We start from the raw sequence: 24,781 nt of genomic DNA on the forward strand, positions 1-24,781 counted from the left end.
AGGGGGCCTTATGAGTTTAAAAAAGTTTTGAATAGGTCGTAAATTTTTTCAAGATCGAAATCTTTCGATCTTTTTAGACTCATTTTTGAATAGTGAATGCATTTATTGGGATTTTCTTGTAAATAGTTAATAGCTTTTAATAAGCCAATATGGTCATTGTTGTTTATTAATATGCCGTATTCCGCTAAAACAAAGTCATTAATAGGGATGTTTACTTGCTCGTTTTGGTTTAGCAACTCCAAAGGGCCTGAAAGGCAGTTTGTTGAAATGCAAGGTAGTCCGTAGCTCATAGCTTCTAACAGGGCATTAGGGAATCCTTCGGTATGTGATGATAACACGAAACAGTGGTTTTGTAACATGTATTCACCAACGTTTTTAACTTTTCCTTGAAAATTAACTTTACTCTGTAGGTTATTGGTTTTTACGAAATTTTTCAGTGCATCTTCTAAATGCCCTCCTCCCAATAAGTCGAATTTTATATTCGAGTTAAAATCGTTTTTTAATGCTTTTAAAATCATGATATGATTTTTTCTTGTATTTAAGGTTCCTGCTGTAATTATTCTAAATTCTCTTTCAGAATACTGCAAATCTTCGGGATTGATTGTATGTAAGGGGAGCTCTATAGGGTTATATATTACTTCCATTGGAATTTTAACCCCAAAATTATTTTTTAAATCGGCATTGATATAATAAGAGTTGGAAAACAACTTGTCGCAACGATTATATAATAATGGGTAAAAGATTTTTGCAATGTAAAGCGATAGTTTACTTGTGGTGTTGTCGGAAGGAAAACCTCGTTCACTAATAATCGATAAAGCTCGATTGTTGAAAATTGAATTTATGCCATTTATGAAATTAGGGAAGGCTAGGAAAGATATAGCATAATTTATTTTTAAATCGGTTAAAATTCTTCGATATTTGGAATTAAACTGTAGAGCATCGGAAATTTTTTTATAGAAGGGTCTAGTGGGTTTTTTGTCGCAGAGAATAATCGTTTTGACCTGTTCTGGGATAGGGAAGTGTATTTCATTGTAAAAAAGAATAAGGGTAACCTCATAATCATTAACAAGCTCCTTCATAAGCAAGCTTATAACCTTTTCGGCTCCTCCGCTTGCAAGGGATATATTTAGTATGGATAATTTTGGTTTTGAACCTAACATGTATGATTATTTGTAGTCAAGGTAATTGAAAATATAACAGCTACTTACCTTTGATTATGCAATTGCTCAATTAGTGATTCCCATTTTTCACCTACATTTTTCATAGAAAATTTTTCCATTGAAGAGGGAGCATTGGCTCTTAAACGATTCCTTAACTCAGGGTTTTTGATTAAGTTTTCTAAGCCAAACTTCATTTTTTCAAGGTTCTGGTCTTCGATTAAAATTCCATTTTCATTGTTGGTGATAATATCTGAAGGACCGGAAACACAATCAAAAGAAATACAGCAGACACCTTGTGACATTGCTTCCAGAAGTGTCATGGGTAATCCTTCATATCTCGAAGTCAGAATAAAAATACTCGAATTATTGAGTAATTGCTGTATATCCGTTCTGTGTCCAGTGAATATGACTTTATTTTCTACATTTAATTCCTTGGCTTTATTAAGGAGATAAGTATGTCCCTCCTTACCGTCTCCTACTATTTTAAGTTTCCAATCAGGATATTTGTCTAAAATATAAGCGGAGATATCGAGTAGGTTATCAAACCCTTTGTTGTCATATCGATCTAAATCACCAATAGCCAAAATTTCTTTATTCTTAAAGTCTTCTGATTGATTGCTATTGATTATCTCAAAAGGACATGGATTAGGCATTAGCCAAACATTGTTGTTTCGTTTTTCGAAATATTCTTGATCAAATTTGGTTAAAATGGTCACTGCATCAGCGTAACGATAAAGGTTGTTCCTTAGAAACTTCCGGGCAAAATTGTTAAACTGCAAATGGTTAGTGTGCTCCGAAACAATAATTTTTAGCTTAAATATTTTAGCAATCGGAATTGACATATAACTCAACAGACTAATATGGGAGCTTATTATGTCTGGTCTGTTTTTCTTTTGTTTATAAAAATTCAATAGGCTAAAAAAACCGTTAACGACTACAGACTGAAAAAAGGGATGGCTGTGTAGTTTTATTCTTTCAACTTTTGGACTTAAATCGTACTTATCTGAACCTTGAAAAGTGATAATTCTTACGATGTGTCCTTTGTCTACTAAATAGTTGGCTAATAAACTGACAACTCTTTCAGCTCCACCGCCACTCATTTTATTGATTAAAAAATCGATTCTCATAGCAATTTTAAGGAAGGTTTTGAACGGGTTAATTGATTTTGTCAATATTCAATTCTTTTCCAAGCGTATAATCCCACTCTTTTGGTAAAATAGGTTGGAGTCCGCCATCGTGATGAAAGGTGAGTTCTCCAAAAAATAGTACACCGTCGATATCGTACCAGTCAACTCTTACATAAGCAAAAGGTTCCGATAATTTTTGAGATAATAATATCATTTTCTCTAAGGTTTTCGGTTTTTCTGCGTCCTCTATGGAAGGGTCGGTATATTTACCATTGCCTTTTGGTGATGACCATTTGTATGGTTCTCGATTCCAATTGACGTCGTACCAGTTTCGGTGATGATGGTCTGTTCCCCTTCCCATATCGACTTGAATCATTCGTACATTTCCATTAAAACAATGCAACTTATAGTCCATCGGGATGTTACCATTTTTATCCATTAAAAGTTGCTCAACAATGATACAGGGTTTTATTTTTTTGTATTGCCATTCTCGAGATGTACGAAAGTAATTTTTGCTCATTCGATCTTTCAATGAGTCTCTGACGCCAGCCCAATTAATATTGGTTTCTTCTGTTACAAATATACCCCCTCCACTGTCATGGTTTGTCTTTATGATACACGGGCGTTTATTTATCGTATTCTCGTTAATTTGGGTAACATCTTCGGTTTGAAGATAAAGAGGGACTAGAAACTCCTCGCCAATTTTACTTTTCACATAATCTCTTACCGCGTACTTGTCAGCACATTGAGTGTGCAGCGGGGTTCTGTCGTACAATTTTAACCAATTTATTTTTTCGTTTAATGATTTGGGATTGTTAAAGTTGATTTTTCTTCCAAATGATTTTTTAAACGCTCTTTGTATATATGGCTTATCAGGAACCGTTTTTATATATAAATCTATTCCAAACCCAATAATTATATTCCCGAGTTTAGTATTGTAATATAATTGCTTTAGAAAATTATACATTTTACTCTATATTTTTAAGTTGTAATTATGGATTTAGTTTATCTAATTTCTGAATATTCAGATAAACGTACATTGTCATGAAAAGATTGTAATAGTTGTCATAATAGCCATGGCCGGTTAATAGGAATAGGGCAATAGTACAACTGAGGTAAAAAAAAGTGGGATTTTCACGAATATGAGCCAAACTTCTTCTAATGACGTATAGATAAATACCTATAAAAATTAGAAACGGTATGAAACCTGATTCACCTAGAATCATTAAGTAAGCATTGTGCACACCTGGACGATGGCCAAAATGGTTTCCTTGTAGTTTCTGATAACCGTGACCAAAAAAAGGTTTTTCTAAAATCACATTAGTATATAAAGCCCATGTTTCGGTTCTGGAGTCTTTTTCAATAGTTTTGACCTGTACTTCCTCTTGTGAGTCAAAAATACTCTGTAAAGCGTTAAATCGTTCTGTATTTAGGGATAGGAATGTTGAAACGGAAAATACTATTAATATAGATAGGGCGCCTACTGCAGGGCCTATTAAGTTTTTTCTATCATTCAATATTGATACGGCACTTATAATTAGCCATATAGCGATAAAGGTGCGTGAAAAAGTTAAGATTCCTCCTAGTGTAAATATCAATTGTCCTAGAATTCTAGTTTTTACATTTTTTATGGTAAAAACGAGTGCATATCCTCCAATACAAATTGCACCTGCGGCATTGGGGTTTAAATAAAAGCCGCTATATCTTCCATAGTTTGCGGCAAAACTACCATTTGCTGTTGGGAAGATAGAAGCGTTGATTATTATACTTAGAGCGCCGATTAGTAGAAAAAAGTAGATTTCCTTATTCGTTGTATTATATATAACCTGGGCGCTGAATACAACTACAATCATAGATCTTATCAATTCCTTGAAAAAATCAATATCGTGCACGCCGCTATAGTTGTACCCACTGATGGTAAAGTATAATATAGTAAGAAGAACAAACGGGAGGGGAGGAGCATACTTTTTCTTTGACAATATAAAGTAGCCTATTAATAAAATGGACAACAAATAACTGGCAATACTACCGAAGGAACTGCCGAAATATACCAATAAATAGGAGGGCATATTCCATAAAGCTAAAACTAAGATAATGTATCTTATTATTTGCATTTTTAGTTTTTTGAGGATTTAGCGTTTAGGGGGGCTATAATCCTAAGTCTGAAAAATATTATTTATAAGTTCTTCTAAACGTTATAGTGATTATTTAATACAGTTACAATACTTTTGATTCTTATCAGTTTGTATTGTTGATCAATATTTTTAATAAAACTTGGTTTCCTATGAAAATTTATCCATTAATTGTTTTTCTTTCCCTTAGGCTTTATACAAAGTTTAGTTATTTGGTGACCAAAACTAGACTAAATAATAAAATAAATAAACTAATTAGGTCAAAGGGTTTAAAAAAACTTACAAAAGAAGAAAAGAAAGAGATACAATCATACTATAAAACGCAAAACAAAGATAGGATTAGTTTCAAGTGGCATCGATTTTATAGCAAATGCAATGATGTTTTTCTGGCAGATTACGTTCCTGAGGACTTATTCTATCAAAAATTGGAGCCATTTTTTAACAAGCGTGACTTTGGAGTTCCTTTTATGGACAAAAATTTTTTAACGAGAATACTTCCGAATATTAAACAACCGGAGACTATAATAAACAATATAAATGGATTCTATTTTCATAAAGGAGAACTTATTGATTTTGAACGGGCAGTTTCCATTTGTAAAAAGGAGATAGGGTTTATGGTTATTAAACCTTCACTTGATAGTGGAGGGGGGAAGAATGTACGGTTGTTTTCTGGAGCAGGTAAAAATTGTGACAATGTTGGAGCAAGTATTGACAATTTATTTAAAAATTACAATAAGGACTTTCTGGTTCAAAAAGTGGTAGAGCAACATCCAAAGTTGAGCAGTCTGAACCCAACATCTCTTAATACTTTTAGGGTAATGAGCTTCTTTTCAGAGACAGGAGTGGAGGTATTGTCGACGATCATACGTATGGGAGGGGAGAATTCGTTTACCGATAACGGTACCACGGGAGGTGTTTCTTGTGGTGTTGGCGAAAATGGAAAATTGAATAAATATGGATATAAACTCTCAGGCGAACGATTTACCGCGACTCATTCAGGTGTTGTGTTTGAGGGTTATTCTCTTCCTAGTGTAGAAAAAATGTTGGACGTTGTCAAAACAGCCCACAAGCAATTACCATATTTCAAGGTGATTTCTTGGGATTGTGCAATAGGTGCCGAAAAAGAAATCGTTTTGATTGAATTTAACACCAATGGGCAGGGAATAAACTCACATCAGTTGAATAATGGAGCGGTACTGTCAAAATTAGTGAAAAGCTATGCAAAACAGAAGGGGTGAGTCGAAGCGAGGCAGGTTCTAGACTAATTTGCTTTGTCGGTAGGTGTATAAGAACATGACGGTATTTTTGATGACAATGACAATTGTCGTGCAAATAGCAATTCCCAGAATTCCATAATATTTGATAAAGATGTAATCGAAAATAATATTTAAAATTAGCGCTCCAAAAGAAACATAGGCCATAAAAGCATTTTTGTTGATACTTGTTAAAAAATTAACAATTATCATTCCGGAAATAGCAAACGGAATATAGGCTAAAAATACTTTTTGAATACTTGATACTATCTCGGTGTCATTTGAAGTGAATTCTTTTCTTTGAAAGAAGAGTTCAACTAAAAAATCTGTGGCAAAGATGCCTGCAATGGCAAAAACGGCAGCACCTGTAAAAGTGATTTTGATCATTTTGAAGACTAGTTTAAAAGCCCTATCCCTGTCTTCGTGTATTAGTTTAGAAAAGTAAGGTAGTAATACATTTGTTATAGCAACGACTAGCAGGCCAATCAGAAAAGCAGGCATTTTTCTTCCATAATTAATAGCTGCAATGGAACCGATGGCTAGTTGTGCGGCAAAATATTGGTCAACAACACTATTAAGGCCACTTAAAAAACCAGATGAAACCTTGGCGGGTGTTTGGGCGAACATCAGTTTAATATTCTTATTATGGAAGTTTGGCAGGGAAAAGTGGAGTATATCTTTCTTTATGCAAATTACGACTAGATAAAACCAGCCTATAATTGACCCCAATAAAGTTCCAAATGCCAAGACCAAATCACCAAAATAATCTTTTAGGAAAAACAGGCTTAAAATGATGCAGATAGGTAAAAATATGCCTGAATATGAAGATAAACGAAATTCATTATTTATGTTAAGTAAGCCTGAGAGTAAAGATGAATATCCCCAAAATATTATACAGGGAAGTAAAAAATGAAATTGTGAAATGATTAAATCGTAATATTCTTGGTCATGTCCAGAAAAAAAAACCTTTAAATATAGGTCGGTGAATAAATAGGCGATTACCATAAATAATAGAGAGACCAATCCGGTTATTAATAAACCGGTACTTTGAAATGAAGCAACATTGTTGCCAGATTTTAATTCGGCAACATAATTAGGGATAAATACACTTTGAAAGGCTCCGAGGAAAACATTCATTATAAACCCAGGCACCAAAGAAGCAATAAAAAATGTATCTAAAATTTCAGAAAGCCCAAAATGGGAAGCGACAACCGATTCTTTATAAAAACCAACTCCTTTTAGAAATAAGGTTATAATACCTACGGTAAGAATATTTCGAACAACCTGTTTTTTTAATATATTGCTAAGGTTCGAAACAGAAATAAGATTCTTTAGATTTTTAATCATTTTTTATTGTAATAATCAATTAAAGCGGAGTTAATTAGGTCTTCCCATTGATTGGAAACAGTTTCTACTGTTAGGTGTTGGACGGCGAGAGGCGATAGTTTTGAAAATTTAGCCCTCAAAGCTTTATCTTCAATCAACTGGCTTAATTTCGAAGTGAATTCTGCTAGGTGGTCAACTTGTGTTAAAAAACCGTTTTCGTTATCTTTAATAAGCTCGGAAGGGCCTGTGGGGCAATCTGTTGAAATACATGGTAATCCCATGTGCATGGCTTCAATAAGCGCGTTGGGAAACCCTTCATATCTTGAGGGAAATGCAAAAATTTTAGCAGATTTATAATACTCTTGAATATTTTGTTTTCGTCCCAGCAAAATAATGCTTTCTTCTAAATTTAATTCGTGTATCAATTTTTGATACTCGTTTTTTTTATTCCCCTGACCTATAATATATAGTTTCCAACCTGTAGGGTTGATATTAGCAAAAGCTTTTATTAATATGTCCTGTCCCTTTTGATTCGTAAGTCTTCCTACATTTAAAATAATATTCTCCTTTTCATATTCGTCCGAGGCTTCAATTTTTAGCTCGGGAGATATGGGATTGGGTAAAATATGAAGTTTTGAACTATCGATCCATGAGGTAAAAAAAGATTGGATAAGAGAGGTTTGTACCACTAACTTGTCCGCTTTTGGATATAATAGTTTTCTTAAGGTATTCCAGAAAAAATTGGTTTTATCAGTAGAAGGATTGTTTCTTTCACTAATTATTATCGGGATATTATTTTTTCGTGCGGCTAAGGTGGCAATTATATTTGAACTTGTTAGAAAGGCGATTCCTAAATCAATCTTATGAATATTGAAGAGTTCAGAAACTTTTTTGTAGAGAGAGAAGTTATTGCGAACAGCTCCGAAAATATTTTTACTCGGACCAATGTGGGGTAAACAGTAATGAAATTGAACCTTCTTATTTAATTTGTAAAAGGGGGTGCCTTTGGCAAAGACAATTATATGTACGTTGTATGAATTTGACAGCTCATTACTTAAAGTACTTACTACTCTTTCCGCTCCTCCAGAATTAAGTGAGCTAATAATGAACGCAATATTCTTTTTTTTCATAATGCTTATGGTAAAATAACGAACAAACCTTTTTACACTTCGATGTAATAAACTGTTAAACTCAATTCTTAGTATAAAACTTCTGCAAATATGATAAAAAGCAATGAATAGTATAGGGTTATACTTTACTTTTGAAAACACGTACAGGGTGTTTTTAGTGATAAGCTTGACCTCATAATTATATCAATTTCATGTTATGATTAAATGTAAATTGTTTAGCTTGGTGTTGTAATGGTGATTGTTATTTTATGGTTAGTTTAATATGGAGTGATGACAATGGTTTGAATACAGTTCCGATTCCTCTTAATTAACGAAAGTCTTTTTCCTAATGAGAATAATTATGGTGACAAATTTTATTAAACTTAGCATTGCACTGTTGATAACAATATTTGTATTGAACATAAGCTTCGGTCAAAAAATAAAAATATCAAGTTTTGATAGAAGTGATTTGAGTAATGCATGGAGTTTGGCCTTAAGATCTTCGTATGACACATTAGTGGTTGATAAACTAGAACGTTCTTGGGTCGTTCGGCCTCTCAGGTTCAAGAATATTGAAAATAAGATGATCATTTTTCAAAAAGAGGTTGAAGTTCTAGCTATGAAAGGAGCTTTTGCAGGTGAGTCTGACGCACTTTTTAGGTTCACCAATTGTAAAAATATTCGAATAATAGGCGGTGGGGCTAAGCTCCGTATGAATAAGGAGGAATATAAAGAAGGTGAATGGAGACATGGTATAAGTTTAAAAAATAGTAGTAATATAGAAATAGAGAACTTGCTGATTTCTGACACAGGAGGGGATGGGATTTATATAGATGGTATAGCCTCCAAACTGGGAAGTTATTCAAAAGATATTAGATTAAGGCAAATTGTCTGCACAAATAATAAGAGACAAGGTATGTCTATAATAAGTGCAAAAAATGTATCAGTGGAAGATTGTGTGTTTAAAAATACCATAGGGACATTGCCTGGTGCGGGAGTTGATTTAGAACCGGATAATAAATTCAATAGACTAGAGGGAATTAGTTTTCGGAATTGTATGTTCTTAAATAATGACCACGCGGGTATAGTGTTGGCCCTCCATAAATTGGAAACAGAATCGACACCGGTTAGTATAGAGTTTTATAATTGTGTGTTTAGAAATAATCATAATGAAACAAACAGGTATATAGCTAGCGAAATAACCTTCTATGCACATGAAGAGAGTCCGGTAAAGGGATATGCCAATTTTAGAAATTGTTTAGTAGAAAAATCTAACTGGGGACTATTATACAGTCAAAAAAGCGCAGATGCTTATGATGTAGTTTTTGAAGATTGTGTAGTTAGAGATATTTGCAGGGATAATTCATTTCCTGTAGTTTACTTAGAAGTTCCGAACTATTATACAGGGAAGCATACTTTGGGAGGGATATCATTTAAGAATTTATATGTTTCGCACAAGTCTGATATGCCGTTTTTGTTAATTAGAGGGTCACGTGCAGAAACGTTAACAGATGTTAGCAACATCACAGGGACCATAATATTTGATAAAGAATCGAACATGGATGTTAATACCATTAATTATAACATAAGAGAGGGAAATGAGTTTCCTCTTAAGTTTATTCGTTCGAATTTTTGATTGCATTAATAGCAATAAAGAATTTATTCAATAAAATACCTAAGCCAAGGTTAAGTTGACTACAGCTAAATATAGATATACTGTTTATACAGGCTAGCTTTACTACATCTGACTTATCCTGCAGGCCTATTTCATCATTTTTTATCCTATAATTAAATCGGTTTGATTGGAAAATGACTCCCCTGTCAATTAAGATTATAATCGCTTAAATTTTAGGATAGAATAATTCGTTTGTGTGATAGCCCCCCCCCCCATATATCAATAAAAGCGGCAGTTCATCGGATTTTTTTTAAAGAGGTGTGCTGTTCGTCTATAAAATTGTTGTTTCAACAACAATTTTAAACTCTACTAGTTAGTATTTTGATTGGTCGTTGTGATGATGAAATTAATCTGAATAAATTATTAGAAGATAGAATTGTTATTGAAAGTCTAGTTCTCAAACGATAAGAGATGATATAAAAATAGATATAATCAAAGATAAATAATAAGAAACCGGGTCCCCAAATCCTAATCTTAACACCTACTTATGAAAGTTTTAAAAATAAAAGTCATTTATTTGACAATGCTCTTCTTTGCCTTTGTTTTAAGTATATCCTGTAGTCAAGATACTGATTTGTTAGTGGATTATGTAGCTGTAGATTCAGCGGAGGCTCGTTTAACAGGAAATATACTAGTTAATGATTCATATAAAATTCCCGGCAATAATACGGTTATATTGGATGTGTTGGCCAATGATATTATCTCTGACCCTGAAAAGGTGAAAATTGTTCAAACATCTCAACCCGATAATGGTATTGTAATAATTAATGATGATAAGACCTTAACTTATATTCCAGATGACCTACAGGGAAAAGAGAGCGATGATGAGGATGACATAGAAAATGAGAATTCCCCAGAAGAAACGGGTGAATCAACAGATAAAGATTCAAATGATTCTTTTACTTATACAACCGAGACAGAATTAGAAGGAGGGGATAAAGAGGTTAATGAGGCATCAGTGGTTATTTCAAATGATTTTTGGGAATTGAAGGCTTTTCCCACGGCTGAAGGTTTTGGAAAAAATGCCACTGGTGGACGAGGTGGTAGAGTGGTTGAAGTTACCAATTTAAATGATAGTGGTGAGGGTAGTTTGAGGGAAGCGTTGAAAATGACAGGTGCAAGAACAATAGTTTTTAAAGTTGGAGGAACTATTGAGTGTAAGTCGTATCTATCAATTCCCTTTGGATCAGGTAATGTGACGGTCGCTGGTCAAACTGCTCCAGGAGGGGGTATACAAATCAAAAATGCTGAATTAAGAATCCAGGATTCAAATGTAATAGTCAGATATTTGAAAATTAGATTGGGACATGACGTTACCGATCCATCAAATGAAGATGGGATACGCATTTTATCATGGAAAAATCGAGTAACTAAAGATGTAATTATTGACCATTGCAGTGTAGCTTGGGGTAAAGATGAAAATTTTGAGATAGGAGGAATGGGAGGCACAAGTAGTGTAAAAGATATAACTGTTCAAAATTGTATTATAGCAGAGAACATAATCGATTCTAAATATGGTATGATTTTATGGCGAAGGGCTACCAATATTAGTGTATTTAGAAATTTATTCGCTCATCACTCAGCACGGAACTTAGCAGCAACTACTTGTGAAAGTAAATTTGAATTTGTTAACAATTTGGTATATGGTTACAAAACAGGAACTGACCCGTCTTATGAAAACCATTTTGACATAATAGGAAACGTCTACAAACCAAGTAAAAATATAGCCACTAAATATGAGAATGTTCGACTTGAAAAATCGGGAACTAATTGTCCTGATGGTGATATAACCTTGACCAAAGGGTATGTGAGAGATAATCTGTTCGTTGGGGGGAATACTACGGTATCGAGTAATTTAACGCCTTATTTAAGTAAAACTAGAGTTATCAATTCTGGTATTGCGATTATTCTTCCGTCAAATGAGGTGGAAAAATCAATTATTGATGATGTTGGAGCTTCTCTTTTCAGAGATGATGCGGATTTAAGAGTAATTAATGATGTTATAAACAGTTCGGGAAGCTATAATCAGAATGATTCCAACGCTAGGAATTTCCCTTTTATAGAAAATGGCGAGACATACGTAGATAAGGATTCAGATGGTATTGATGATGTATGGGAAATCGAAAATGGTTTAAACCCTGAAAATGGAAATGATGGTAATAATGTGAATGGTATTGGATATACTAATTTGGAATTATTCCTCCATGATTTGACCCTTAGATAAAGATAATAATATTTAGAAGTTTTTTATTAGAATAAGTTGCATTCAATCTTGGATGGTTAGCCAGAACAATAATAGTTTTAGAAAAGGCGTGAGAACATCCTTCAAATATGTGAACAAAAGAAAATACACACTGTCTTAATAAAGTGTATGAGTTAAAAATTATAGGAGATAGGTTTATTGGAATGTGGCTCCTTTTTAATTATAAAGAACTGGTGTTTAATGAGACTTTTGCCATTGATGCGCATTGATTGCTTTAGAGTAGTTTTCCTTACAACTTAATCCACTATTATATGCATTTTATCACTGGATTTTTGGTAGGGAACAAAAGCTCGTTATTGATATTTTTTTGAGTTTTTTCTTTCTTTTCGTAAAGTTTGTTTTATAGGTGATTGTTAGTAATTCGTAGAACATTATGAAATCTTCCCAGTCGCTCCTTCATCATAAGTACTTATACATCTACTTCTGGCCGAACAGCAGAAATAAATCCCTTGCGGTTTTCTCTTTTCGTAGAATATTGTCTCTTCATATCTGATGGCCTATTCAGAAGGCGGCAGATTTGTAGTTGATGGTCTTGTTGTTCGCCTTGTTCGATTAATTGATTTTATAAATGATTTCTGTCCATTCTTCTTGATATCCCTAATACATAATACCATTATGCTTGGGGTATATTAAATATGTCTCGTGTGTTTGGGGACGCTTGTGGGATTGAAACAGGTATCTATACCCTTAGGAACTGATATTTTAACTTATTAGATGAGTTTTTTGTTTTTAAGTGACCGATGTCTATAAAACCCTAGAATTTTTGTCACCTATCTGATTGTCAATATTTTATTTGAGTATTTCTGAATACCTCACATCTAGAGTTTCTTGAAGCAACTGTTAAACTTCTCTCGTTTTTAATTACTTGTGGAAATAATTGTTGAGTAATTCTTCTATGTCCAAAATATACGAATAGTTAGAGTTATCGCAAAAAAACAAGGGCTTGCCCTTGTTTTTTTGCGATAATTGAATTTTGGTATCACTTGTATGAAAAGAATATTATAGAAATATTCTTTTCATTATTGTTTCTATAAATGTTTATAGGTAATAGATACATTTTGGTTATTACTGGAATTATAGCCTCCTAAATAAGTTAATGGATTGTCATTAGGTTCCTTAATTGTGAAACTACCTGTAATATTTTTCACTATATGTCCAGAATTAGGAGCGTTAATAATCATGAAAGGACTATTCGTATTGTATTCTAAATAAAAGTTTTTAAAACTAAAACCTCCAGTAGAATTTTCTCTACTTAAGGCTTCTAGCTCAATCGCTGGGCGGTTTCCACCGCTAGTAATAACGTTATAAGCAGAGCAGTCCGTGAAATTGACACTAAAGGCATCAGCTGCCTTATTTGCCTTTATTATTCGGTACTTACTATTTTTGAATGTTACATTCTCTAAATTAACCTCTCCTTTTACCGGATTATTATGGAGGCCTTGTACTATATATAATTCGGTTTTATAAACACCATTTGACGGAGCCTTATTGTTATTGTCGAATTCACAATTTTTTAAATTAACACTGATCGGTGTTGAAGATGCATTTAATTTTCCAGTAGAGATTAAAAAACCAAAACTATCGTTATTTGAAAATTTGCAGTTTATAAAATTGATATTTACTAACAATTGATTAGATGTGTCAGGTTCCAAATCGACCCCTGATTCTGGTTTGGCACCACTAGTATTGCTAAATTCTGAATTTCTAACCCAAACATTCTTTGCGGTTATAATAGACATGCCTTGTCTGCGATTGCCAGTAGACACTATGTCTTCGATAGTAATATTTTCAGAGTATACATCTCCTCCGCCAATGTATATACCATCTCCACCACTATTTTTAAGTGTTAAACCTTTTATTGTAACATCTTTGCTTCTGATAATTCCTAGGGCGTGTCTGTGTTCACCACTGGTGTATTCGCTTTTATTCATTAGGAAAGTAGCATTATACCCTTTAATTGTAACATTATTAGCTCTTATTAATTGAAATAATTGATCATTTGAATCGGAAAACGCGCCTGATTTCGCTTTCAAGACTACGCCAGATTCAAAAATTATAGTCATATTTTTTAAATCAAAGAACTTAGTTGGTTGTATCACCCAATCACTACTTTGTTTGTCGATAACCACATAGGAGCTTCCTGATTTAATCGCCGCTTCAAAAGCATCTGTTGCGTCACCGGATTTAAAACCGAAGCTTGATGCATAAACCGCATTAGAGGGATAGTTGTCTGAGCTTCCTCCGTTAGAGCTTCCACCTCCAGAGCTTCCTCCTCCGGTGTTACCACCACTACCTGTATCGCCACCCCCGGTATTTCCACCACTATTGTCTACAGGTCTCTCGTTTACTTTAACCTCAACGGTAGTTGAATGGGTAAGTCCTTCTTTATCCTTTACGGATAATTCAACTTTATACGTGCCTGGTTCGGAAAAACTATGGGATGGATTTTTGTTGGTGGTTGTAGACCCGTCCTTGAAATCCCAAAAATAACCCGTTATTTCTTTATCGTCCGTTGAGTTATTTGAACTGAATTGTACGTTTAAAGGAGCGTCGCCAGTTAAAGGAGAACCTGAAGCCACAGCTACTGGGGCTTCGTTTTCTGTTTCGGTAATTGTAATTGTAATGGTATCAGAATCTTTTAAACCATCTTCGTCAGTTACGGTAAGTATTACATTATAAGTTCCCTTTTTTGTAAAGATATGGGAAGGGTTGGAGCTTGTAGAGGTACTACCGTCCTTAAAATCCCAAAAATAATTTTTTACGGCAGTGTCATCGGTAGAGTTACTTCCCTTAAACTGAATATCTAGAGGAGCCTCTCCTTCTGTGGTGTTTGCGGAAGCTTTGGCAGTGGGAGCTTTGTTTTCTTTTTCGGTAACAGTTATAGTAATGGTATCTGTATTCTCTAATCCATCCTTATCCTTAACGGTCAACACTACTTCATAAGTACCCGCTTTTGTAAACGTATGGGAAGTAGAGGACGAGCTTCCCTTGTCGCCGTCTTTAAAATCCCATAGGTAACTAGTTACTCCAATATCATCGGAGGATTCTTTTCCGTCAAAAGTAACTTTCAATGGGGCTTCGCCAGAAGTTACTGAAGCTTTAGCGACAGCAGTAGGAGCATTGTTTTCTTTGGCTTTTACCGTAATTGTGGTTTCTTCTGTATCAATTTTTCCTTGTGCATCTTGTACTGTAAGTACAACTTTAAAGGTCCCGGCTTTCTCAAAGGTGTGTGAAGGGTTAGCTTCATTAGAAGATGAACCATCCCCAAAGTTCCATCCGTAATTTTTAACTTCTTCATCGTCACTGGAATTATTCCCTGTGAAATTTACTTTGAGTGGAGCTGTACCTGAAGAAGGTGATGCATCTACTACAGCAATAGGGGATTGATTTTCCGTTGAAATAGGAGTATCCGGCTCTTCCTCTTCTATAACCTCAGGCGTATCATTACTTGGTGCCTCTTCTTCTTCTTCTTCTTCTTCTTCTTGGTTAGTAGGCTCTTCCGGTGTTTCGCTTACTGGAGAACCTTCGTCATCTATAGATGGAGCCGATGGTACTTCTGTAGTTGGATTTTGGTCAGCAGAGACTATACCTTCGGAATCTTGGGGAGCGCTATAGGTAATAACCAGTTTTGGGCCATTCTTTGAACTATGTTCTTTTGATGCAAAAGCCAAATCATTTCCATCTTCGTGTTTAAGTACTAACGTAAGAACTTCTGGATTTAATTTTTCTTGATCTAAAATAATCTCCTGTGTTTGATTCACATGATAATCATCTGTTGTAGATCCTAATAAAGTATCTGATTTAGGTGCGGTTATTTCTGATATATCATGTTCAGACCAGTCGGTTGAATCCCCTTTTAATACAGAGATAGTTCCATGTCCATCATCTGTACTTATAGTGAACTCTAAGTGAGCCTCTTCTAAGATTCCGCCAATAGAGTCAATAGGGCTAATGTCAAACATCAAGTAACTTTCTCTATGCCCTTCATCAAGACGAATTAAATCTTGATTATATCCTTTACCACTTTGTAAATGAGCATCATGAATAGGAGTAAACACAGTTGTTCTAGTCTCATAAACTTTTTCCTCTACAATTTCTTCCTCTTCAGGAAGAACGGCTTCTTCTGGAACTAATTCTTCTTCCGTAATTTCTTCGGAAGTTTCTTTAGTGTCTTCTTTAATTTCGGTTGATGGGTCTGCTAAAACAGCATCTTTTAGTAATTCACTGTCTTTGCTACACGATATAATAATGAGTAGAAAAATAAAAACGAATCCAATAAAAGATTTGCTAGGAGCGGTGGGGTGAAATTTCATAAGTGGGCTAAAAAGTTAAATTTTCGTCAAAAAAATTATGATTGTCAAATTGTTTTTTATCGGTCAAAAACCAAATTAATCGACAAAATGCAAGCGGCCAAAAATAGAAACAAAATCTTAAAAATTGCTTTTATCGATAAAAAATATATAAAAATCGATAAAGAGCGCTAAAATATGTTAAAATGTACCGTTTGTCGAATACATGATACAGTACGGTAATGAACCATGTTGTAGACGTTACCAAGTACATTTTTTAACATTTAATTAAGAATAAAGTCGATGAAATGCGCAATATGGTTAAATCTTAAGTTGATAAAGCCTATTTTTTATTGCAGTATTTGTCAATGTATTTTCGCTGTAATCTGGAATAGATAAGTGATAAGCTAGAAAATAATCGATTGAAGGAGTGGAGAAGAGCTGAAAATTCTGTGAACATGGATGTTTGCATGTCCCTTCTTAACTAAGTCTGTTTTGGGTTCAATTGTAATAGGTAAGGACAGAATTAAAAAAAAAAGGCCAACACCGCGTGTTGGCCTTTTTTAATTTGTGTTGAATTTATTAGAGTCTGCCGTCTACATTATCTTTTAGTATACTTTTGACATCATAGATAATACCATTAGGATTTAAAGAGTTCTTAAGGTTTAATTTAAGAAATTCTTTGTGGGCTACGGTTAAAACAACCACATCAAACTTTTCTTTGGGTAGGGTTGATACCATGTCAAGATTAAATTCTTTTTTGACTTCCTCCTTAGAAGCCCATGGATCAAATATAGTTAAGTTTGTCCCGTAACTTTTTAAGTTGCTTATAACATCAACTGCTTTGGTGTTCCGAACGTCTGGGCAGTTTTCCTTAAAAGTTATACCTAAAACAAGAATATTCGCTCCTTTAATTTTGATATCTCTTTGAACCATTAACTTTATGACCTCTGAAGCAACATATTTTCCCATTCCATCATTCATACGGCGCCCGGCCAAAATAATTTCTGGATGGTAACCGTACTCTTGTGCCTTTTGAGCCAAATAGTAAGGGTCTACCCCAATACAATGTCCACCAACCAAGCCTGGTTTAAATGGAAGGAAATTCCATTTGGTTCCCGCAGCTTCTAAAACAGCTGTTGTATCAATCTCCATTAGATTGAAAATTTTAGCCAATTCGTTAACAAAGGCAATATTTATATCGCGTTGTGAGTTTTCTATGACCTTTGCCGCCTCAGCAACTTTTATAGTTGGGGCTAAATGTGTTCCTGCTGTAATAACGGAAGCATATAACTCATCTACTTTCTTTCCAGTGGCAGGTGTAGAGCCAGAAGTAACCTTTAGAATTTTTTCTACAGTATGTTCTTTATCTCCCGGATTGATTCGTTCAGGGGAGTACCCAACAAAAAAGTCTTCATTGAATTTTAAACCGCTTACTCGTTCCAGAACTGGTACACATTCATCTTCGGTAACCCCTGGATAGACCGTAGATTCGTAGATAACTAAATCACCCTTTTTCAAAACTTTACCAACTGTTTCACTTGATTTGTAAAGAGGGGTTAAGATTGGTCTATTAGTACTGTCAACTGGAGTTGGTACTGTTACGACATAATGAGTACAATCTGCAATATCCTCTAGATTGGATGTACAGTAAAGACCTTTATCAAAATTAGCGGAGTCTTGTAAAGTGGCTTTTAAATCCTCATCACTTACTTCTAGGGTGTTATCTTTTCCAGATTGTAGTTCTTCAATCCTTTTTTGGTTTATATCAAAACCGATTACTGGGTATTTGGTAGCAAACAAACGTGCTAAGGGTAGGCCTACATAGCCTAGACCGATAATCGCAATCTTTGATGTGTTCATACTTTTGCTTATTTTAAATTTTTCCAATACCACTCCATTGCTGATTTTAGGCCCGACTTGATGTCGTAAATGGGGTCATACTCCAAGTATTTCCGGGCTTTGTCAATGGAGGCTAAAGAATGGGGTACATCTCCTTGTCTCTCAGGACCATAGGTTACTTTAATATTTCCAACTTTAGAGTCGTACTTACTTAAGTATTGTTTTAATAATTCAACCAATTCTTTTAAATCCGTTCGTTCGCCACAGGCTGTATTATAAACGGTATTAAGTGCTTTTTTGTCATCAACTAAAAGTGCTCTGATATTCATCTCTACTACATTGTCAATATACGTAAAGTCTCTTGAGAAGCTTCCATCTCCATTAATTACTGGCGACTCATGATTCATCAGTTGCATAGTAAATTTAGGAATTACCGCAGCGTATGCGCCATTTGGGTCTTGTCTTCTTCCGAAAACATTAAAATACCTAAGCCCTATTGTCTCAATTCCATAAGTTTTTGAAAACACGTCGGCATAAAGCTCGTTTACATATTTTGTAATGGCATATGGGGATAGAGGTTTGCCAATAACATCTTCTACTTTGGGCATTGACTTTGAATCGCCATAAGTTGAGGAGCTAGCAGCATAAACAAAACGCTTAACTTTTGCTTTGCGAGCAGCAACCAACATATTTAAAAATCCAGAAACATTAACCTCATTACTTGTAATTGGGTCGTTTATGGAGCGCGGAACGGATCCTAGTGCGGCTTGGTGCAGCACATAATCAGTGTCCTTACAGGCACTCTCACAAGTATTTAACTCACGAATATCTCCTTCAATTAAAGTAAAATTCTCATTACTAAGAAAAGGTTCAATGTTTTCTCGTTTTCCTGTTAAGAAATTATCAAGACAAACAACTTTATTACCGTTTAATAATAAGGCTTCACATAGATTTGAACCAATAAATCCGGCACCACCCGTCACCAAAATCGTATACTTAGATGAAAAATTTAGTTTTTCGAGAGACATAAATTCAATGTTAAATAATTACATTTTTTAGTAGCCCGTATTTTAAGTTAGCTTTAAAAAAGTGGCTGCAAAGATGTGAAAAAATAGCTTTGTAACTAGTAAAAGTTTACTAAATGTCTCTAAATTAATCCAAAGAGATATCTATGCTGTTTTACTCAATCAAAAGTTATCTTTGAATAAATATATAGTTATAAACAGGAGAAGAAAAATAAAAAAGAGGCCAATAGATCAGACCTCTTTTTAAAATTTAATTCAAAATAAAATTATTCTTTGTAGTAATCCTTGTACCACTCCACAAATCTTTGAACACCATCTGTAACCGAGGTATTGGGTTGATATTCGTAATCTCTAATCAGATCATCAACATCCGCCCAAGTACGTTCTACATCCCCGGGTTGCATGGGCATCAGCTCTTTTTCGGCTTTTTGTCCCATACTGTTCTCAATAGCATCTATGAAACTGGTGAGTTTAACAGCATTGTTGTTCCCAATGTTGTAAATTTTGTACAACTCTCTATTTTTGGTAGATTTTGTCAAAATCCGAACAACTCCTTCTACAATGTCATCCACGTAGGTAAAGTCTCTTTCCATTTTTCCATGGTTAAAAACTTTAATGGGTTTTCCGTTAGCTATAGCATCAGTAAACAAAAACAAGGCCATATCCGGTCTTCCCCAAGGGCCATAGACCGTAAAAAATCGTAAACCTGTTGTTGCAAAACCAAACAGGTGACTATAGGTATGGGCCATTAATTCATTACTCTTTTTACTTGCAGCGTACAAGCTAATGGGGTGGTCTACACTATCGGATGTGGAAAATGGTATTTTTTCGTTCAAACCATAGACGCTGGAGCTGCTGGCGTATACTAAATGCTCAACTTTATTATGTCTGCAGCATTCCAATAGGTTTAAGTAACCAACAATATTACTATCTATATAGGTTTCAGGATTCTCAATACTATAACGTACGCCTGCCTGAGCGGCTAAATTACACACTCTGTCAATTTTCTCATCATTAAAGAGCTGAGGTAAAGCTTCTCTATCCTCTAAGTTCATTCGAACAAAAGAAAATTTATTGCCATGTGTAGAACCAGAACATTTTTTGAGAAAAACTTGGGCATCGTTTTTTGCAATGCCCAGTTGTTTTAATCGGTTATATTTCAGATTCACATCATAATAATCGTTGATGTTATCTAGGCCTATAACTTCATATCCTTGTTCAAGGAGTTTTTCGCAAAGGTGATATCCTATAAAACCGGCCGCACCGGTGACAAGAATTTTCATGATTGGCCTATTTTATAATACTGAAAGCCTTTGGCTTCCATATCTTCTTTTGAAAGCAAGCGGCGACCGTCAAAGACAAATGCTGGTTTCAACATTTTTTCAAAAATGGTATCCCAGTCATAATTTTTAAACTCGTCCCATTCGGTCAAAATAGCAATGGCATGGGCATCTTGAACGGCGTCCATAGGATTGGAAACAACAGTTAAAAGCTTTCTGTTTTCTTCTGGAGAACGGGTGTCCAAATAATCTAGGTCAGCATAGATTCTCTCTGCAGATACCTTTGGGTCATAAACTACGATTTCTGCTTTTTCCTCTAACAAGGCATCGGCAATATTAATGGCTGCAGATTCTCGAGTATCGTTCGTGTCTTTTTTAAAAGCCCATCCAAAAAACACAATTTTTTTGCCTGAAACAGTATTGTAAAGAGTAGATATAATGTTTTCCGCAAAACGTCTCTTTTGGTAATCGTTCATGATAATTACCTGTTCCCAATAATCCGCAACTTCAGTCAGACCAAAACTTCTTGAGATATAAACAAGGTTTAAGATGTCCTTTTGAAAACAAGATCCGCCAAAACCTACGGAAGCGTTTAGGAATTTTGGTCCAATTCTACTGTCGGTACCTATTGCCCTTGAAACTTCCGCAACATTTGCATCTGTTCGTTCGCATAAGGCCGAAATAGCATTAATGGAAGAAACTCTCTGGGCTAAAAATGCATTGGCAACCAACTTGGATAGCTCAGAAGACCAAACATTGGTTTGCAGTATTCGTTCTTTTGGAAGCCAGTGTGCATAAATTGAACTTAACGTGTCCTTGGCTTCTTGACCTGAAGGTGTTTCATCACCACCAATAAGTACGCGGTCTGCTTTTAGCAAATCTTCAACGGCTGTTCCTTCTGCTAAAAATTCAGGATTGGAAAGTATTTCAAATTTAACACCGTTTCCGGTATTTTCAAGGATACTTTTAATAGCACTAGCTGTTCTAACCGGTAAGGTAGATTTTTCTACAACTATCTTGTCACTCTTAGCTACTTTGGCAATATTACGTGCACAAAGCTCTACAAATTTTAAATCTGCCGCTTGACCTTTTCCTTTTCCGTAAGTCTTTGTAGGGGTATTTACGGATATAAATATGATTTCGGCTTCATCAATAGCTTTGTCCACTTCGGTAGAAAAGAAAAGGTTTTTTCCTCTCGTTTTAGCAACTATTTCCTTTAGGCCAGGTTCGTAAACGGGTAAATTGTCTAGGTCTGAATCATTCCATTGGTCAATTCGAGATTGGTTGATATCTACAACGGTTACGGTAATCTCAGGGCACTGACTAGCAATAACGGACATTGTTGGTCCACCTACATATCCTGCTCCAATGCAGCATATTTTATTTACTTTTTTCATGACTGGGTTCATTTTATTAGGTTGCAAAGATTACTAAATAACTCAAAACTTCCTTACATTTTTTCGCTTAAAAAGATTTATTTCAAGATTATGTGTTGAAATACATTCCGATTTGACAATATCTTACATATTAAAACCTCCCATTATTATTCTTTTATATGGATTGTAATTTATGTTTGCTAAGTATTGTCCGAAATTATATACGAACAAGATGTTGGATAGGACTATATGCATTTTAACTTAGATAATTGAAGTTTATAGTTTTTTAAAGAAAAATAACCTTCTGTTTTGCACATTGTATTTATATTCGTGGTGATTATGATATTAAATTTTGACAAACTATTTGGAGCTTAATGCGTGTAAGTTCTTTTGGCTAGTTGATCAGAAAAATAAAAATACCAAATGAAGAAAATACTGATTACCGGGGCGGCAGGTTTCTTAGGGTCCCATTTGTGTGACCGTTTTATTAAAGAAGGTTATTATGTCATTGCCATGGATAATCTTATTACAGGTGATTTACGTAACATAGAACATTTGTTTAAGTTGGAGAATTTTGAATTCTACCATCATGATGTTACAAAATTTGTAAGTGTTCCTGGTAAGTTGGACTATATTTTGCATTTTGCATCGCCCGCTAGCCCAATTGATTATTTGAAAATCCCCATACAGACCTTAAAGGTAGGGGCATTGGGCACTCATAATCTTTTAGGTTTGGCAAAAGTTAAAAATGCTAGAATCCTTATTGCTTCCACTTCAGAGATATATGGGGATCCCCTTGTTCACCCGCAGACCGAAGAATATTATGGTAATGTAAATACTATAGGTCCAAGAGGGGTGTACGATGAAGCAAAACGATTTATGGAATCAATTACAATGGCGTATAACCGATTTCATGGTTTGGAAACACGAATTGTACGAATTTTTAACACCTACGGTCCTAGAATGCGATTAAATGACGGAAGAGTTATTCCCGCTTTTATAGGTCAGGCACTGAGAGGTGAAGATTTGACTGTTTTTGGCGATGGAAGCCAAACGCGTTCGTTTTGTTATGTTGATGATGAAGTTGAGGGTATATACCGACTCTTACTTAGTGATTACGCTTTACCTGTGAACATAGGTAATCCGCATGAGATTACGATAAGGGATTTTGCTGAGGAAATTGTTAAATTAACAGGAACAGATCAAAAAGTAATATATAAGCCCTTGCCACAAGATGATCCTATGCAGCGACAGCCGGATATTTCAAAGGCAAAAGAAATTTTGGGCTGGGAACCTAAGGTGTCCAGGTCCGATGGGATGAAGAAGACATACGAATACTTTAAATCCCTGCCGGAAGAGGAATTGTACAAAAAAGATCACAAAGACTTTAAGGATTATAACAGGATTTAATTTTGAAAGAAAAAAACAAAGGAGCAGTCGGAAAACGGATTTGCTCCTTTATTTTTTTAATGCAATAATTGTTAGTGTTAATAGGGATATGCATGTATTTGTGTAAATAGTTGCAAGTAGATTGGGAAATCTATTTTCAACTTTCTAACGTAGGTATGACAGCTCAAGCTTAATTAAAGATAGTAAGTCATTCAAGTGTTATTAACCGAATTTTTTAGGCTTACAACAAAATTAGTAAGGAGTTCAGGAATTAGAGGTTAGTTTTGTATTCCGTAATCAAAAAGAACTTTTTAGTAATTTTTAGATTATATTTATATGTTTGGCCGATGATTATAAATAAATTAAGGCAACCCCAAATTAAAAGAACTAAAACCAATTTTAATTGAAAACTATTATTAAAGATAAGATTTGGCTGTCTTCTCCACATATGGGCGGGGGCGAACGAAAATATGTTCAAGAGGCCTTTGATACTAATTGGGTGGCTCCATTGGGACCTAATGTAGATAATTTTGAAAAATCTATAAACGAGTTTGTTGGGGGTAGCGTTCATGTTGCCGCGCTAAGTTCGGGTACTGCTGCTATCCATTTGGCTTTAGAATTGTTAGGTGTTACTAGAGGTGATGAAGTTATTTGTCAAAGTTTCACTTTTTCAGCTTCTGCCAATCCAATTATGTATCTGGGTGCTACACCAATTTTTGTGGATAGTGAAAGAAATACATGGAATATTTCTCCAAAGTTACTTGAGAATGCCATCCAGGATAGGATTGAAAAGGGTAAAAAACCTAAGGCAATAGTAGCTGTTCATTTATACGGTATGCCATACAATGTTACGGCCATAGCCGAAATTTCAAAAAAGTACGGTATACCGGTTGTTGAAGATAGTGCTGAAGCTCTTGGTAGCAGCGTTAATAATCAAAAATGCGGTACTTTCGGTTCAATAGGGATTTTGTCTTTTAACGGAAACAAAATTATAACAACTTCGGGTGGTGGGGCTTTGATCGCTAAAGAGGAAACAATAAAGAAAAAAGCTGTGTTTCTGGCTACCCAAGCAAGGGATGATGCTCCTCATTACCAACATTCATCCGTAGGGTACAATTATCGAATGAGTAATATCTTAGCGGGAATTGGTCGTGGTCAAATGGAAGTACTTCAAAATCGTGTTGACCAAAGAAGATTGAATTTCGAATTTTATAAAAAACATTTAGCACATCTTCCTGAAATTGAATTTTTAGAAGAACCAAGTGGTTATTATAGCAATAGATGGTTGAGCTGTATACTTACACCTTCTTTTGTTATAAGAGAAAAAATCCGTCTTGCTCTTTTGGATGACAATGTTGAATCAAGACCTTTATGGAAACCTATGCATCTGCAACCAGTTTTCACTGAGTTCCCTCATTATTCTGATGGTACGTCCGAAGACCTTTTTAATCGAGGACTATGTTTGCCTAGTGGCTCTAATCTTTCGCAAAGTGACCTTGAAAGAGTGGTAGAGTTGATACTAACCAAAATTTAAT

Annotated in this window: 16 protein-coding genes; 5 read left to right on the forward strand and 11 right to left on the reverse strand. The window is 34.8% G+C overall.

Annotation, left to right across the window (positions count from 1 at the left end):
- Positions 1-8: 8 nt before the first annotated feature.
- The 4 genes from H9565_RS12145 to H9565_RS12160 are packed head-to-tail and all read right to left on the reverse strand — an operon-like array spanning position 9 to position 4,401.
- Positions 9-1,160 (reverse strand): glycosyltransferase, encoded by a 1,152-nt coding sequence (locus H9565_RS12145; protein WP_215439982.1) that lies wholly within the window; start codon positions 1,158-1,160, stop codon positions 9-11.
- A 44-nt stretch (positions 1,161-1,204) separates the two neighbouring features.
- The gene (locus H9565_RS12150) at positions 1,205-2,260 is read right to left on the reverse strand and encodes a glycosyltransferase family 4 protein (protein ID WP_215439984.1); all 1,056 of its coding nucleotides are present in this window, start codon (positions 2,258-2,260) and stop codon (positions 1,205-1,207) included.
- A gap of 55 nt (positions 2,261-2,315) precedes the next feature.
- Positions 2,316-3,254: an ATP-grasp fold amidoligase family protein gene (locus H9565_RS12155; protein ID WP_215439986.1), complete on the reverse strand. Its 939-nt coding sequence runs from the start codon at positions 3,252-3,254 to the stop codon at positions 2,316-2,318.
- Positions 3,255-3,279: 25 nt separating this feature from the next.
- Entirely contained in the window at positions 3,280-4,401 is a 1,122-nt protein-coding gene (locus tag H9565_RS12160) for an O-antigen ligase family protein (RefSeq protein ID WP_215439988.1), read from the reverse strand.
- Between the two features lie 137 nt (positions 4,402-4,538).
- On the opposite strand from H9565_RS12160, the gene H9565_RS12165 reads away from it, so the two are divergent.
- Positions 4,539-5,657, forward strand: a complete 1,119-nt coding sequence (locus H9565_RS12165; protein ID WP_215439990.1) for a sugar-transfer associated ATP-grasp domain-containing protein — start codon at positions 4,539-4,541, stop codon at positions 5,655-5,657.
- An 18-nt stretch (positions 5,658-5,675) separates the two neighbouring features.
- Here the strand turns inward: H9565_RS12165 and murJ are convergent, their stop codons facing one another.
- Positions 5,676-7,019 (reverse strand): murein biosynthesis integral membrane protein MurJ, encoded by a 1,344-nt coding sequence (murJ, locus tag H9565_RS12170; protein ID WP_215439992.1) that lies wholly within the window; start codon positions 7,017-7,019, stop codon positions 5,676-5,678.
- Entirely contained in the window at positions 7,016-8,128 is a 1,113-nt protein-coding gene (locus H9565_RS12175) for a glycosyltransferase family 4 protein (RefSeq protein ID WP_215439994.1), read from the reverse strand. The genes murJ and H9565_RS12175 overlap by 4 nt, the downstream gene beginning before the upstream one ends.
- A gap of 340 nt (positions 8,129-8,468) precedes the next feature.
- On the opposite strand from H9565_RS12175, the gene H9565_RS12180 reads away from it, so the two are divergent.
- Positions 8,469-9,743, forward strand: a complete 1,275-nt coding sequence (locus H9565_RS12180; protein ID WP_215439996.1) for a right-handed parallel beta-helix repeat-containing protein — start codon at positions 8,469-8,471, stop codon at positions 9,741-9,743.
- 526 nt (positions 9,744-10,269) lie between these two features.
- Complete coding sequence (locus H9565_RS12185; protein ID WP_215439997.1) at positions 10,270-12,006, forward strand: pectate lyase family protein; 1,737 nt, start codon at positions 10,270-10,272, stop codon at positions 12,004-12,006.
- Between the two features lie 1,067 nt (positions 12,007-13,073).
- On the opposite strand, the gene H9565_RS12190 is transcribed toward H9565_RS12185, so the two are convergent.
- From H9565_RS12190 to H9565_RS12210, 5 genes are all read right to left on the reverse strand, one after another.
- The gene (locus H9565_RS12190) at positions 13,074-16,358 is read right to left on the reverse strand and encodes a PKD domain-containing protein (protein ID WP_215439999.1); all 3,285 of its coding nucleotides are present in this window, start codon (positions 16,356-16,358) and stop codon (positions 13,074-13,076) included.
- Positions 16,359-16,916: 558 nt separating this feature from the next.
- Entirely contained in the window at positions 16,917-18,197 is a 1,281-nt protein-coding gene (locus H9565_RS12195) for a nucleotide sugar dehydrogenase (RefSeq protein ID WP_215440001.1), read from the reverse strand.
- An 8-nt stretch (positions 18,198-18,205) separates the two neighbouring features.
- Positions 18,206-19,204 carry an SDR family oxidoreductase gene (locus H9565_RS12200; RefSeq protein WP_215440002.1) on the reverse strand — a complete coding sequence of 333 codons (999 nt, stop codon included), beginning with the start codon at positions 19,202-19,204 and terminating at the stop codon, positions 18,206-18,208.
- A gap of 263 nt (positions 19,205-19,467) precedes the next feature.
- Positions 19,468-20,484 (reverse strand): NAD-dependent epimerase, encoded by a 1,017-nt coding sequence (locus tag H9565_RS12205; protein ID WP_215440004.1) that lies wholly within the window; start codon positions 20,482-20,484, stop codon positions 19,468-19,470.
- Positions 20,481-21,878 (reverse strand): nucleotide sugar dehydrogenase, encoded by a 1,398-nt coding sequence (locus H9565_RS12210; protein ID WP_215440006.1) that lies wholly within the window; start codon positions 21,876-21,878, stop codon positions 20,481-20,483. Before H9565_RS12210 ends, H9565_RS12205 begins: the two co-directional genes overlap by 4 nt.
- Before the next feature lie 402 nt (positions 21,879-22,280).
- On the opposite strand from H9565_RS12210, the gene H9565_RS12215 reads away from it, so the two are divergent.
- Positions 22,281-23,267 (forward strand): UDP-glucuronic acid decarboxylase family protein, encoded by a 987-nt coding sequence (locus H9565_RS12215; RefSeq protein ID WP_215440009.1) that lies wholly within the window; start codon positions 22,281-22,283, stop codon positions 23,265-23,267.
- Positions 23,268-23,694: 427 nt separating this feature from the next.
- Positions 23,695-24,780 (forward strand): DegT/DnrJ/EryC1/StrS family aminotransferase, encoded by a 1,086-nt coding sequence (locus H9565_RS12220; RefSeq protein ID WP_246560600.1) that lies wholly within the window; start codon positions 23,695-23,697, stop codon positions 24,778-24,780.
- Position 24,781 lies beyond the last annotated feature (1 nt).

Source organism: Zobellia russellii (assembly GCF_018728565.1).
Taxonomy (GTDB): domain Bacteria; phylum Bacteroidota; class Bacteroidia; order Flavobacteriales; family Flavobacteriaceae; genus Zobellia; species Zobellia russellii.